Raw genomic sequence first — 14,208 nt, 5'->3', positions numbered from 1 at the left:
CTTTAAAACAAAGAAAAATCTTTTCGTATATTTCTAATCATGACCTTCTATCTAAAAAAATTACGTTTGATTACAGCCGTAGTCTTTCTCCTTGCCGCATGGGCTTTCGCGGACTCGACCAGCGTCATAAACGCCCGACCCTCCATAAACGGCAAGCTCCATGTAGAAGGCACGAACCTCTTCGACGAACATGGCAACCAGGTTGTCATCAAGGGCGCGAGTACCCACGGGCTCACCTGGTTCCCGCAATACGTAAACACCAACCTTTTCCGCCAGCTCAGCATGGAATGGAACACGAACCTGATCCGCCTAGCCATGTATTCGAACGACTACGTGCACGGAGACCGCGAAAAGAACCTTGAAATTCTGCGGAAAGGCGTGCAGTATGCCATCGAAAACGACATGTACGTGATGGTGGACTGGCATATTCTCATCGACAACAACCCGAACGAGAACCTTGCCGAAGCCATCAATTTCTTCAACATGATGGCAAAGGAATACGCGAACGTCCCAAACGTGATCTTTGAAATCTGCAACGAGCCCAACGGCGACTGCACCTGGGAAGACATCAAGGAATACGCGAACATCATCATCCCCGTTATCCGCAGGCACAAGCCCGACGCGCTGATTCTCATCGGCACCCCGAATTACGACCGCGAAATCCAGGAGCCGGCAAAGGACCCGGTGGCCTTCGACAACGTGATGTATTCGTTCCACTTCTATGCCACTTCTCACAAGGGCGAATCGCTTGCGCTCCTCAAGGAAGTCGTAGGCGGCGGCACCCCCATCTTCATTACCGAAAGCGGACTCTGCGAAGCGAGCGGCGACGGAAAGATTGACCTGGAAAGCGTCAAGCTGTGGTACGCCACCCTGGATTCCCTGCACCTGAGCTACACCATCTGGAGCATGTCGAACAAGGAAGAGGAATCCGCCATGGTGCGTGCCGATTCACGTGCAGTGGATTCCCTTGCCGAAAGCGACCTGAGCCTTTCGGGGCTTTACGCGCGGGCTCTTTTCCAAGGCAAGGACCTGAACCAGATTCCGCTTATCTACGAGCCCGTATTGAGTTTCAAGATTCTCGCCCGCACGAAGCCCTATATTGTGTGGGCCATATTTGCCGCTCCCGTATTTGTATTGCTTGTCATCACATTCCTGTTCCAGAAAATCAAGAAAAGATTCAGGAACAAGAAAATCCGCACCTACGACGACCTTCTTAAATTCAGCCAGAACGAAGATGCGAAAAAGTTCACTTCCAGGCCTGCAAAGCAATTACTCGGCGACCTGTTTCTCTTCCTGAGCACTTTCTTTACGTTAATTTATCTATGCTGGCGCTTTACATGTTCCATCCCGTATGCCTACGGCTGGATTGCCATCATCGGAAGCTGCATCCTGCTCGCCATAGAAGTCCTCGGCTTTATCGAATCCCTCATACACTACGGCGGAATGCTCAAGCTACGGGAACATCCCCTGCCCGAAATTGCCGACGCGGATTACCCCGACGTAGATATTTTCATTTCGACTTATAACGAACCGCCCGAACTTTTGCGCAAGACGATTATCGGCTGCAAGCACATGGATTACCCCGACAGGTCGAAGGTGCATATCTACCTGTGCGACGATAACCGCCGTAGCGAAATGCGCAAACTCGCCGAGGAACTGGAGATAAACTACTTCGACCGCCCGAACAACGATGGCGCGAAAGCGGGCAACCTGAACGCGGCACTCGCCCGCACGAGTTCACCCTACGTGGTGACTTTTGACGCGGACATGATTCCGCAGAGAAAGTTCCTGCTCAGGACTATCCCCTATTTTGTGGATGCAGAACGCATCAACGCAAGCCTCCCCGAAGAAACGCGCCGCCCGCTCGGGTTTATCCAGACACCGCAAAGTTTCTACACGCCCGACGTGTTCCAGCACAACCTCTACGCCGAAACGAAGGTCCCTAACGAACAGGACTACTTCTATGGCATCATCGAGGCGGCAAAGACATCTACAAACAGCGTGATTTACGGCGGTTCGAACACGATTATTTCGCGCAAGGCACTCGAAGATATCGGCGGGTTCTACACGAAATCCATCACGGAAGACTTTGCAACTGGCATGCTGATCGAATCGGCAGGCTTTGTGAGCCTCGGTCTTTCGCAACCGCTCGCATCGGGCATTGCGCCCTCGACATTCAAGGAACACATCCAGCAGCGCACCCGCTGGGGACGCGGCGTCATTGCGACCACAAAGCAGCTCAAGTTTATGTTCAATCGCAAGTTGAACATCTCGCAAAAACTGAGTTACCTGAGTTCCGTACTTTACTGGTTCTCCCCCGTCAAGAACCTGATCTACCTGCTTTCGCCCCTGATGTTCGCCGTATTCTGCGTACCGATATTCAAATGTACGCTTATCGACCTCGCCCTCTTCTGGCTCCCGATGCACCTGATGTCGATGTGGGCCCTCCGCTTCACAAGCCACGGGAAGATTAGCGCCCGCTGGAGCGGCATTTACGAGACATCCGTCATGCCGTTCCTGCTTTTGCCCATCGTCAAAGAGACTCTGGGTATGACGCTTTCCAAGTTCAAGGTGACCCAGAAAGACAAGCGCGCAGTCCGACCGCAGGCCGACGGGAAGACTATCGCCCCGTTTGCCGTATTGCTCGTACTCACTCTCGCGGGTATCGTCCACATGGGCTACATGATTATCGCACTCGGATACATCGAAATTCTCGCCGTTCTCTTCTGGCTTTTCCGCAACGCCTACTACCTCACCATGTGCTTGTTCCTCGGGATGGGCCGCGACTCCGACAGCGAACCAGTGAAGGTCCTTGCCGCCGAGAACGTGATGGTGAAAAAGCAGGACGGACACGAAATCGAGGGCATTACCACGAAGTTGACGGAACACGGAGTGGACATCTTTACCGACGAACTGAACATCCTGAACCTAGGCGAGCCCATCAGCCTCACCATATCGAAGAAGATGTACACCTTGCAGGTTACGGGAACTGTCGTTGCCATCCGCAATACACGAAGCCCGCGCATCCCGAGCGTCTATACCGTCGAGATTCTTGATTTTGGCGGGCAGAAGGATGAATACATCCAGATGCTCTACGACCGCACGCCAACGCTCCCACAACGCTTGCGGCTCGGCGAAGGCCACATCGACAACCTGTGGAACAACATCGCCCACCGCATCGTGACCCGATAATTTTCTATCTTTACGCCCGAAAATTCAACCTATAACCCAAAGAGACTATGCTTTTCAATTTCGACATGATCCAGGGCGTCTATGCCCGCATTCCCGCCCGCGTTGAAGCTGCCCGCAAGCAGCTGGGCCGTCCGCTCACCCTCGCCGAAAAGATTATCTACAGCCACCTGATCGATGGCGCCGAGAACAGGACTTACGAGCGCGGCAAGGATTTTGCCGAATTCCACCCCGACCGCGTGGCCATGCAGGATGCAACCGCCCAGATGGCCCTCCTCCAGTTCACCACCGCCGGCAAGGCCCGCGTGGCAGTGCCGAGTTCCGTACACTGCGACCACTTGATTATCGCTCGCGAAGGTGTCGAAAAGGACCTCCCCCGCGCGAAGGAAGAAAGCAAGGAAGTTTACGATTTTCTCCAGTCCGTGTCCGCCAAGTACGGCATTGACTGCTGGCTCCCGGGTGCAGGCATCATCCACCAGGTGGTGCTCGAAAACTACGCCTTCCCGGGTGGAATGATGATCGGTACCGACTCCCACACCGTGAACGCAGGTGGCCTCGGCATGCTCGCGATTGGCGTGGGCGGTGCAGACGCTGTTGACGCCATGGTCGGCCTCCCGTGGGAACTCAAGTACCCGAAGATGATCGGCGTGAAACTCACCGGCAAACTCCAGGGCTTCGCAACCGCCAAAGACATCATCCTCAAGCTCGCAGGCATCCTGACCGTGAAGGGCGGCACCAACGCCATTATCGAATACTTCGGCGAAGGCGCACGCAGCCTCTCCGCAACAGGCAAGGCAACGATTGCGAACATGGGTGCCGAAGTGGGCGCAACTTGCTCCACCTTCAGCTACGACGACTCCATGAGCCGCTACCTCAAGGTGACCGGCCGCGCCGACGTTGCCGCCGCCGCCGACAAGATTGCAGAACACCTCAAGGCCGACCCCGAAGTCGAAGCAAATCCGGGAAAGTACTTTGACCGCGTTGTGGAAATCGATCTCAACACGCTCATCCCGCATTACAACGGCCCGTTCAGCCCGGACCGCGCTTTTGCCGTGACCGACATGGCAGAAAGCCTCAAGGCCACCGAAACCAAGCCGGAATCTACGCCGGTCGTAAGCGCCGCCCTCATCGGTAGCTGCACGAACTCCAGCTACGAAGATTTGTTCATGGCAGCAAACATGATCAAGCAGGCCCTCGCGAAGGGACTTACCCCGAAGTGCCCGCTTCTCATCAACCCGGGCTCCGAACAGGTGCGCTACACCGCCGAACGCGACGGCCTCATCGACTTGTTCAAGCAGTTCGGTGCAACGATTATGACGAACGCCTGCGGTCCTTGCATTGGCCGCTGGGACCGCGCAGGAAGCGACAAGAAGGAACTCAACACCATCGTCCACAGCTTCAACCGCAACTTTGCAAAGCGCGCCGATGGCAACCCGAACACTCACGCCTTCGTCGCCTCCCCGCTCATGGCCGTGATTGCAGCGCTCAGCGGCGACATCCGCTTCAACCCGATGACCGATACCCTCGTAAACAATGAGGGCAAGGCCGTGAAGCTCGACCCGCCGGAACAGTGCGAACTTCCGCCGAAGGGCTTCGAAGTCAAGGATGCCGGCTACCAGGCTCCGGCAGAAGACGGTTCCAAGATTACCGTTTCCATCAACCCCGAAAGCAAGCGTTTGCAGGCCCTCGCGCCGTTCGCCGCCTGGGACGGTAACGACATCGTCGGTGCCCCGCTCCTCATCAAGGCCAAGGGCAAGTGCACCACCGACCACATCTCCATGGCCGGTCCGTGGCTCAACTACCGCGGCCACCTCGAAAACATTTCGAACAACATGCTCATCGGCGCCGTGAACGCCTTCAACGGCGAAACCAACAAGGTTCTCTGCCAGTGCGGTGAATACAAGGAAGTCCCCGAACTTGCCAAGATTTACAAGGCCAAGGGCACGGGTTCCATCGTCATCGGTGACGAAAACTACGGTGAAGGCTCCAGCCGCGAACATGCCGCCATGGAACCGCGCTTCCTCGGCGTGAAGGCCGTGATTGTGAAGAGCTTCGCCCGCATCCACGAAACAAACCTCAAGAAGCAGGGCATGCTCGCCCTCACCTTCAAGAATGCCGCCGACTACGACAAAATCCAGGAACAGGACGTGTTCGATATCGTCGGTCTCACCAAGTTCGCCCCGGGTTCCGAGTTCACCCTCGTCGCCCACCACAAGGACGGCTCGGTCGATAACATCGCGCTCTGCCACACCTACAACGAACAGCAGTGGGCATGGTTCAAAGCGGGTTCGGCCCTCAACCTGATTCGCGCGAACAATAAGTAATCGTAAGTCAATAGTCATTTATAAGCCCTCGCAAAAGCGGGGGCTTTTTTCTAAATTTGGCGGCGAAAAAAGGATACGCGATGGATTACAGGAACTGGCAAGAAATCTACAAGAACATGAGCCCCGAGATGAAGGAGCAGGCCATGAAGATGGCCAAAGCACAAATCAAGGAAAAGCTCGCCCGCTGGTTTTCGCAGCCTGTGCTCGTTGCAGTCGCGCTCGTGCTCGGCGCCATCGTCGGAACGCTTACCGCATTCTTCGGCCAGGTACTCGACCGCGTCGGTGCCATTCGCGACACAAACCCGCTGTACTGGATTCCAGCTCTCGCCCTCGGTGGCGTCGCCATCGTGCTCACTTACATGAAAATCGGCAAGGGCTCCGAACGCGGCATGGGAATCATTTTCGACGTCGCGCACGGCAAGGAAAGGGAAATTCCGCTCCGTCTCATCCCGCTCATCATGGTAACGACTTGGGTCACGCACCTCTTCGGGGGTAGCTCAGGCCGCGAAGGCGTGGCCATGCAGATTGGCGCTACCCTCGGGCACAACATCAGCTCAAAGATCCACGTGGAGAACGCTCCCCGCATTTTGCTAGTCGCAGGCATGGCGGCAGGTTTCGCGGGCCTATTCCAGACACCGCTTGCGGCCATCGCACTCTCGCTCGAAATCCTCCTGGCGGGCCACCTCGAAATGGCGGCGCTCCTTCCCGCCGCCGTTGCCGCCTTTACCGCTTGCAAGGTTTCGCAGATGTTCGGAGAAACTACCGTCATCGCCATGAACGACATATTCCCGAGCGACATCTCGAGAATTCTCTGGAACGACAGCGGGCTCGACATTTACTTTATCTTGAGGCTCGCTGTCCTTGGCGCCATTTTCGGGATTGTCGGCGGCGGGTTTGCAAGACTCCTCCCGCTTTCCAAGAAATTCTTTGCGGAAAAGTTCCCGAACCCCGTGAAGCGCGTCGCCATCATGGGCGTGGTTCTCAGCGCTCTCTTGCTGCTCTGCTGGCAGGGCCGCTATTCCGGACTCGGCACGAACCTCACCGACATGATTTTTTCGGGTTCCGCGACATCTGCCGCCAGCGATATCTACGCCTACGACTGGATTCTGAAGATGCTGTTCACCATCGTCACGCTCTCGGTCGGGTTCCAGGGCGGCGAAGTCACCCCGCTGTTCACCATCGGAGCGACTCTCGGCACGGTACTTGCCGCAATCGTTGGCGTCCCCCTCCCGATTGCCGCCGCCCTCGGTTACGCGGCTGTTTTCGGAGCCGGCACGAACACGCTCTTCGCCCCCATCCTCGTCGGAGCGGAGATTTTCGGGTTCGACCTGCTCCCTGCATTCTTCGTAGTCTGCACGGCAGCCTACGTGTGCAACGGCGGCAAGAGCATTTACGCACAAAAGAAACTGCGTTTGCGCTAAAAGCGGGTTGCCATACCGCATAGAATGTCTTAATTTTAAGGCATGCAAAACAATCGTGAAAACTGGGGCTCCAAGATAGGAGTCATCCTCGCTGTCGCAGGTTCGGCAGTCGGGCTCGGCAACTTCCTTCGATTCCCCGTACAGGCGGCCACCAACGGCGGTGGCGCATTCATCATTCCCTACCTCATCGCCTTTATTTTCCTCGGCATCCCGCTCGCCTGGATGGAATGGACACTCGGACGCTACGCGGGCCGCCACAACTACGGCACCGCCCCGAGCACGCTCCACATCATCTTCGACAAGAAGAAGCCCTGGGCAAAGCACCTCGGCTCCATCGGGCTCCTGCCACCGATTTTCATCGTCTTCTACTACGTGTTCATCCAGTCGTGGATCCTTGCGTTCGCCTACTACTCTCTCACGGGCAAGCTCATGGAAGTCACGTCCCAGGGTAGCGCCGCAGTCACGCAGTTCTTCGGCGACTTCATCATGCTCAAGACATGCGTGGGCCCCATCCCGTCTGCCATCATCTTCTTCCTCATCACGTTCGCCTGCAACATGACCGTTCTCGCCCTGGGCGTGCGCAAGGGTATCGAGCGGGTGAACAAAATCTGCATGCCCATCCTGCTCTTCTTGGGCATTATCCTCGTAATCCGCGTGCTAACGCTCCCGGGCATCGGCAAGGGCCTCGCCTTCATGTGGAACCCGAACTTCAGCGAACTCGCCAACCCCAAGGTATGGATGGCGGCGGCGGGTCAGGTGTTCTTCACCATGAGCCTCGGCATGGGCATTATCTGGTGCTATGCGAGCTACCTCAAGCCCAAGGAAGACCTAGTGCTCTCTTCCCTTACCGCTAGCGCCACGAACGGATTTGCCGAAATCATTATCGGCGGTACGGTTGTCATCCCCATCGCGGTCATCATCGCAGGCGCCAACATCGAGGAATGCGCGAAGCTCGGCACCTTCGGCCTCGGATTCCAGACCATGCCATACGTGTTCGGAACGCTTCCGCTCGGCGGTGCGTTGCAGACACTCTGGTTCGCGCTCCTGTTCTTTGCAGGCATCACCAGCGCCATTTCCATCATCCAACCGCTCATCAGTTTCTGCGAAGACGATCTCAAGTTCAGCCGCAAGAAGTCCGTCACAACCATCAGCACCATCATCTTCATCGGCAGCCTCACCGCCATCTTCGGCCTTGCCGCGGGGACGGTCGACGAGCTCGACTTCTGGGGCGGCACGTTCCTGCTGGTGGTATTCGGCGCCATCCAGGCCATCATCTTCTCGTTCGTGCTCGGTCGCAAGAAGTCCCAGATTGTGCAGCCCGGCGAATCCGTGGCTTTCGCCCTGATGAACGAGGGCTCGCAGCTCAAGCTCCCCCGCTTCTTCAGGCCCATCATCCAGTATGTTTGTCCGGCCTACCTGATTATCCTGCTCGTTTCGTTCACATTCACCGACGGTCTCCCGCTCATCACACTGAGCAACATTCCCGCCGATGCCAAAGTGACGTTCCTCGGGGGAGAATTCTCGAAGCTCCACTTCACCTGGGCTTTCCGCGGCTTCATGCTCCTGATAGTCCTGCTCCTGAATATCGCCATCGCCTATGCTTGGCGCAAGGGCGGCACCGCCGAAATGGGTCGTGACACGAGCATCCACAAGATGCCGCTCGGCAAGTCGGACGAATACATCAACCACTTGGCAAACAAGAAGAAAAAGGAGAAGTAGCATGGACGCAGAATTTACGACAGGCGGACTCATTTTCATGCTCACCTCGTGGGCGGCCATCATCGGGCTATGCATCTTCTGTTTCTCGAAGGTGTTTAAAAAGAAGTAAGTTTAACAAAAAGATCTCCGCCTCTGCGGGGATGACAAGAGGAAGAAAAAATGGATATTCAAAAGAGAATTGAAGAACTGGCGCTTACGCTCCCGCAATGCCCGGCACCGCTTGCCGCATACGTTCCCGCCGTTCGCTTCGGCGACACCATCGTCGTCTCAGGACAGCTCCCGAGCGTCAAGGGCGATTTTTCGGCCTACACGGGTACCGTCCCGACTGAACTTTCTGCAGAAAAGGCGACCGAGGCCGCACGCGTCTGCCTCCTCAACAACATCGCCGCCGCCATGACGAAACTCGAACACGGCGAAACGCTCAAGCTAGTGCAGATGCAGGGATTCGTGCAGTCCGCTGCCGACTTCCACGAACAGCCCGCCGTATTGAACGGCGCAAGCGAACTTGCCGTCCAGATTCTCGGTGAAAACGGCAAGCACGCGCGTACCGCCGTGGGTGTTTCTGCGCTTCCGAAGAATGCCGCCGTCGAAATCAGCTGCACCTTCCAGGTTGTCCCCGAAGAAGTGCGCTTTACCGGCCGCATGAACTGGATTGAGCAATAAAAAACTTAAAGGCTTCTGCGCCGGGCTAGTTCATGTCCAGCGCGGATAGTTCGCTCGCCAGTTTCGCATTCTGACGCTTCAGCGAATCAAGTTCCTGCTGCATCGCCTGGATTTGGCGTTCCATTTCGACCTTGTTCGCTGTAAGCCGTGCGATTTCATTGTTCATTTCTTGATCAGCGCAAGCGCTAAGTCCCAGAAAACAACCTGTTATTGCCAAAATAGCGAAAAATTTTTTCATAGCCGAAATTTAATTATAAATAAAGAGAATAAAGTCCATCAGCTTTAAAAAAGGGTATTATGATTGACAAAATCTGGTCATGGTTCGTCGCTCAGGGTTTCGAGGGTTCCGTTTCGGTAAAAGATGCGAATGTTCCCCCCTTTGGCCTGCCGAGATTGTTCACCAGCAAGGCAAACACACCTGATGACGACACATTCATCCACGAAGCCCTCTACGAGATGGACCCGGATTACACCGTAGTGGCCGTCATCACGCAAGCGGGCAACAAGGCAGCACGCGACTGGGCGGAAGAAGTTTTCCCTAACGGAATCGAGGAAATTTCGTTCGAAGGCAGCCCCGAAGACATCCAGGATCGGCTGGACGAGGCTATCCTCGAGGGGCTCGCCCACCGCAAGGTCCTCATGGTACGCGAATCCGGAGCCGTCGTAAAATTCGGATACAAGCTCGAAGATATCGTGTAGACATAAAGCGCCCTGCGAAGATGAAAAAACTATCTTTGATAAAATGAATTCGAATACTAGGCCATCTCCGGAACTTCTCTTGCCCGTGGGTACGCGCGAGATGCTCGAGGCCGCCGTCGCTAACGGCGCCGATGCCGTTTATTTCGGGGTTCCGCACTGGAACGCGCGCGGGCGCACCGAGGACTTTTCGCTCGAAGACGTCGGCGAGATGATCCGGTATGCGAGGGTACGCGGCGTGCGCACGTTCCTTGCGATGAACGTTCTCGTATTCGAGCGCGAACTGCGAGAGTTGCCGGAATTCCTCGCGAAGGTGATTTCGCTGGAACCGGACGCCTTCATCATCCAGGATATCGGGCTTGCGCGCCTGATACGCGCCATCGCGCCCACGCAGGAAATTCACGCGAGCACGCAGATGACGCTCGCGAGCGCCGAAAGCGTGAACCTGGCGGCAAAACTGGGGTTCAACCGCGCCGTGCTCGCCCGCGAACTTTCGCTCAAGGAAATCGCCCGCATCAAGGAAGCGACCCCGCTCGAGCTCGAAGTGTTCATTCACGGCGCGCTATGCGTGAGCTATTCGGGGCAGTGCCTCACCAGCGAGAATTTCGGCGGTCGCAGCGCAAACCGCGGGCAGTGCGCCCAGAGCTGCAGGCTCCCCTATCGCATATTCGTGGACGGCAAGGAATACCGCGATACGGATGCGCAATACCTGTTCAGTCCGCACGATTTGTGCGCCCTCCCGCGACTCGGCGAACTTGAAGAAATCGGCGTGAGCTCGCTCAAGGTGGAAGGCCGCCTCAAGAGCCCGGAATACGTAGCGGCGGTCGCAAGCGCCTACCGCAAGGCGCTTGGCCGCATCCCGCTCGAAGGCAAAGACATGGCGCCGCTCGAAGTGCTGTTCAGCCGCGGACTACGCACGGGCTGGCTCGACGGGGACAACCACCAGGAACTCGTGGACGGCACGTTCAGCAACCATCACGGGATGTTCCTCGGGACGGTCGTACGCGTGGAGCGCGGGTGTGTCGTGGTGGAACTGGATGAAAATGTTCTTGCGGATATGATGCCGCGGCCGGGTGACGGAATCCTCTTCGAGGAACCGAGATTCGCTCAAAGCGCCGGTGCGAGACTCTACGCCTCGCAAGTCGTGCACGAGTACAAAGGCAAGCCATCTACGCGCGGCTGCGGCCCACAACTCCTGAAAATGGAATTCGGGCGCGATTTCGACACGCGGCAGGTCGCCCGTGGGATGAAGGTGTACAGGAATGATTCCCCTGCGCTGGAAAAGGAACTGCGCAAGACGTTTACCGACCGCGAGCAGGCGAAGCGCATTCCCGTGAAGATGGAACTTTCGGGAAGCATCGGCAATGTGCTCAAGCTCGCCGTCTACGATGTACCGCGCAACCGCGTTGAAATCGAAAGTGACACGGTGCTCGAAGCCGCGAAGAACGGTGACATGGGCGATAAACTGCGCGACCTCGCACAGAAGGAACTTTCGGGCCTGAGTGCGACCGCCTACAGCCTCAGGGATCTAGAAATTGACGTCGAACGCGGAGCCTTCATCCCCGGAAAGATGCTCCGCACGCTCCGCCAGAAGGCGATAGAAGCGCTTGACAACGAACGCTGCAAATGGCACGAACTGAACCCGAGCGCCAATGCGGGCCGCGCGCTGCTCAACAGCGTGAAGTTTGGCACGAAAGTTGCGCCCACTGCTGCGCGCCCGGTTATTTCGGTACTCGTCCGCAGCCCCGAGCAAATTCCTGCGCTCGAAGGCCTCGACATAGACAACGTTGTCATGGATTTCGACTGGGGCGTAAAATACGACGAGCCGCAGGAACAGATTCGCGAACTCGGTTTCAGGGCAGGTATGGCCACGCTCCGTATCCACAAGCCGGGCGAAAGCCACTACCTCAAGAACATCCTGCGGCTATGCCCCGACTTTGCGCTGGTCCGTAACCTCGGTGCGCTCTCCATCCTCAAGGAAAGTGGCATTCCGCTCGCGGGTGACTACAGCCTGAATGCAGCAAACTGCCTGAGCTACGACTGGTTGCTTTTGCAGGGGCTGCAGACGCTCCACCCCTCGTGGGACCTGAACTCCACTCAACTTTTCGACCTGCTGGATGATATCGACGGGAGCCGCATGGAACTCACGCTCCACCAGTACATGCCCGCCTTCCATTCCGAATACTGCGCGTTTGCCCGCGCGCTCACTACCGGCAGGCGATTCCCCGAATGCGGCAAGATTTGCACCCAGCACAAGGTCGAAATTCTCGACCACAAGGGCGAACGTCACTTTCTGCAGAGCGACGCGGAATGCCGCAACACACTGTTCGTAGGCAAACCGCAATCCGCCCTGAAATTATTGCCGGATTTACGCGCCGCCGGAGTGAACCATTTCCGCCTCGAAATGCTCCAGGAAGACGCAGCAACAGTGCGTAAGAAGGCGCTCATCTACACGCAGGCCATCCGCGGGAAAATATCCATCGACGAGGCCATCCGCCTCGCCGGCGTCGAAGAAAAATACGGGCTTTCCGAAGGCCAGCTCTTCAACGAGAGCGTGTGGCACGACCGCAAGAAGGTCTAATTTTTCTATATTGCGCCTATAATTTTCACCGCCCAGACTCAGGGCCAAAGGAACATCATGAAAATCGCCGACAAGACCGTAGTCCAGATGCACTACACCCTCACCTCCGACGAAGGAGCCGTCATTGATTCCTCCGAAGGCCGCGAACCGCTCCAGTACATCCAGGGCGCACACATGATCGTCGTGGGGCTCGAAAACGCGATGGTCGGCCACGAAGTCGGCGACAAGTTCGATGTGAAGGTCATCCCCGCCGAAGGCTACGGCGAATACGACGAGCGCATGACGCAGGAAGTCCCGATGGACGCTTTCCAGGGTGTCGAGAAGGTCGAGGCCGGCATGATGTTCTACGCTCAGACGCCCATGGGCCCGATGCCCATCCGCGTGAAGTCCGTCGCGGGCGACAAGGCCGTGATCGACGCGAACCACGAACTTGCGGGCAAGAACCTGAACTTCGCCATCGAGGTCGTGAGCGTGCGCGAGGCCACCGAAGAGGAACTGAACCCGCAAGGCCACCACTGCTGCTGTGGCGGCAAGGGCGAAGGCGAGCACGAGTGCCACTGCGGCGAGGAAGGCCATGAATGCGAATGCGGCGGCGAAGGCCACAAGGAAAACTGCGACGGCAAGGGCGGCTGCGGCTGCCCCAACCACGACAAGCACCACGGCTAGAAGCAGAATCCGACGACGATACCGGCGGCTCCGATGATGGACAAGGCAATCCCGATGCCGAGTTTTGTGCCATTGCCGTTATCAACGGTTTTCTCCTCAAATGTCTCGTAATCATATTCGGTCGTGGTGTCAGTGCTCCCCATAGTTGCCAGCACTATACCCGTAGTGAGCAAAACGCTTCCGCCACCAATAAGCCCCCAACGGATCCATACCCTGTTCTGGGTGTTCTTAACCGCAGGGACTTCGTTGATGGGCTTGTTCGACCTGGGCATGTCATCGTCATCATCGTCAAACTGCACATCCTTAGCGGGAGTGACTGCGAGCTTATCCGCATCGGCATCGGAAGAGTCCAGGTCGTTATCGCCAATGCCCCCGGCACCATGTGCACGGCGTCCGCCGTTCCGCGACCCGTTTCCACTGACGGGAGCATCGCCGATACCGCCGGAACCTGCATCCCTGTTGGATTTCACCTTGCCGAAGAATTCCGGAGCGTTCTCCTTGATGACCTTCAGTAGAGCCTCCACATTCTTGCCGTTCCCGTTGAAACTCGCTACAAGTTTGTTGCCCGCCGTTTCGTAAAGTTCCGCCGAAAGTGCAAGCTTTGAACCGAAACTGCTCACGCGTGCCTGGCACACGAAATCGGCGGAAATGTTCCGGCCCGTTTCCGCAAGGCAAGTGCCCTCGCAGTCCTCGATGGCCTTCCCCGGCGGGAGCATCGCACTGATGTTGTCACGCGTCATGATGGTGTAGCCGTCTTCTGCGGGGAGTTGCTTGACAGCCTCCTCGCGCAATACGTTCGTGAGGTACTGCCTGTCGGAGAGCGTCACCTTCTTCTTTACCGCAGGGTCTACGCCCGTCTCGAGCACGGCGACATGCGTCGCGAATGCACCCGAAGCGCATACGAGCAAAAGAAAGATCGTTGTCAGAAGTCGCATTTGTGGCTCCTTAC

10 protein-coding genes are annotated in these 14,208 nt (G+C 56.9%); 8 read left to right on the top strand and 2 right to left on the bottom strand.

Going from position 1 to position 14,208, the window contains the following annotated elements; genetic code table 11:
* Positions 1–39: 39 nt before the first annotated feature.
* The 5 genes from B4B27_RS13180 to B4B27_RS13160 all read left to right on the top strand — a co-directional run bounded on the left by B4B27_RS13180 (position 40) and on the right by B4B27_RS13160 (position 9,316).
* The gene (locus B4B27_RS13180; protein WP_290727110.1) at positions 40–3,192 is read left to right on the top strand and encodes a cellulase family glycosylhydrolase; all 3,153 of its coding nucleotides are present in this window, start codon (positions 40–42) and stop codon (positions 3,190–3,192) included.
* Positions 3,193–3,239: 47 nt separating this feature from the next.
* Positions 3,240–5,513: an aconitate hydratase gene (locus tag B4B27_RS13175; protein WP_290727109.1), complete on the top strand. Its 2,274-nt coding sequence runs from the start codon at positions 3,240–3,242 to the stop codon at positions 5,511–5,513.
* Between the two features lie 149 nt (positions 5,514–5,662).
* Positions 5,663–6,934 carry a chloride channel protein gene (locus B4B27_RS13170; RefSeq protein WP_349678263.1) on the top strand — a complete coding sequence of 424 codons (1,272 nt, stop codon included), beginning with the start codon at positions 5,663–5,665 and terminating at the stop codon, positions 6,932–6,934.
* Positions 6,935–6,976: 42 nt separating this feature from the next.
* Positions 6,977–8,653, top strand: coding sequence for a sodium-dependent transporter (locus tag B4B27_RS13165; protein ID WP_290727107.1), 1,677 nt, complete (start codon positions 6,977–6,979; stop codon positions 8,651–8,653).
* A 159-nt stretch (positions 8,654–8,812) separates the two neighbouring features.
* Positions 8,813–9,316: a RidA family protein gene (locus B4B27_RS13160; protein ID WP_173366670.1), complete on the top strand. Its 504-nt coding sequence runs from the start codon at positions 8,813–8,815 to the stop codon at positions 9,314–9,316.
* 25 nt (positions 9,317–9,341) lie between these two features.
* Here the strand turns inward: B4B27_RS13160 and B4B27_RS13155 are convergent, their stop codons facing one another.
* Positions 9,342–9,482 carry a hypothetical protein gene (locus B4B27_RS13155; protein ID WP_173366671.1) on the bottom strand — a complete coding sequence of 47 codons (141 nt, stop codon included), beginning with the start codon at positions 9,480–9,482 and terminating at the stop codon, positions 9,342–9,344.
* 131 nt (positions 9,483–9,613) lie between these two features.
* Here B4B27_RS13155 and B4B27_RS13150 point away from each other — a divergent pair, with 131 nt between their 5' ends.
* From B4B27_RS13150 to B4B27_RS13140, 3 genes are read left to right on the top strand one after another with little or no spacing between them, the layout of a single operon-like run.
* The gene (locus tag B4B27_RS13150; RefSeq protein ID WP_173381550.1) at positions 9,614–10,015 is read left to right on the top strand and encodes a hypothetical protein; all 402 of its coding nucleotides are present in this window, start codon (positions 9,614–9,616) and stop codon (positions 10,013–10,015) included.
* 43 nt (positions 10,016–10,058) lie between these two features.
* Positions 10,059–12,593, top strand: coding sequence for a U32 family peptidase (locus tag B4B27_RS13145; RefSeq protein WP_290727105.1), 2,535 nt, complete (start codon positions 10,059–10,061; stop codon positions 12,591–12,593).
* Positions 12,594–12,650: 57 nt separating this feature from the next.
* Complete coding sequence (locus tag B4B27_RS13140; RefSeq protein WP_290727104.1) at positions 12,651–13,259, top strand: FKBP-type peptidyl-prolyl cis-trans isomerase; 609 nt, start codon at positions 12,651–12,653, stop codon at positions 13,257–13,259.
* On the opposite strand, the gene B4B27_RS13135 is transcribed toward B4B27_RS13140, so the two are convergent.
* Positions 13,256–14,194, bottom strand: a complete 939-nt coding sequence (locus tag B4B27_RS13135; protein ID WP_290727103.1) for a hypothetical protein — start codon at positions 14,192–14,194, stop codon at positions 13,256–13,258. The genes B4B27_RS13140 and B4B27_RS13135 overlap by 4 nt on opposite strands.
* Positions 14,195–14,208: the final 14 nt, after the last annotated feature.

The organism is Fibrobacter sp. UBA2449 (genome assembly GCF_002342555.1).
Classification (GTDB): domain Bacteria; phylum Fibrobacterota; class Fibrobacteria; order Fibrobacterales; family Fibrobacteraceae; genus Fibrobacter.
Note: the sequence above shows the minus strand (reverse complement) of the source record. Positions and strands in the feature narration are given on the sequence as shown.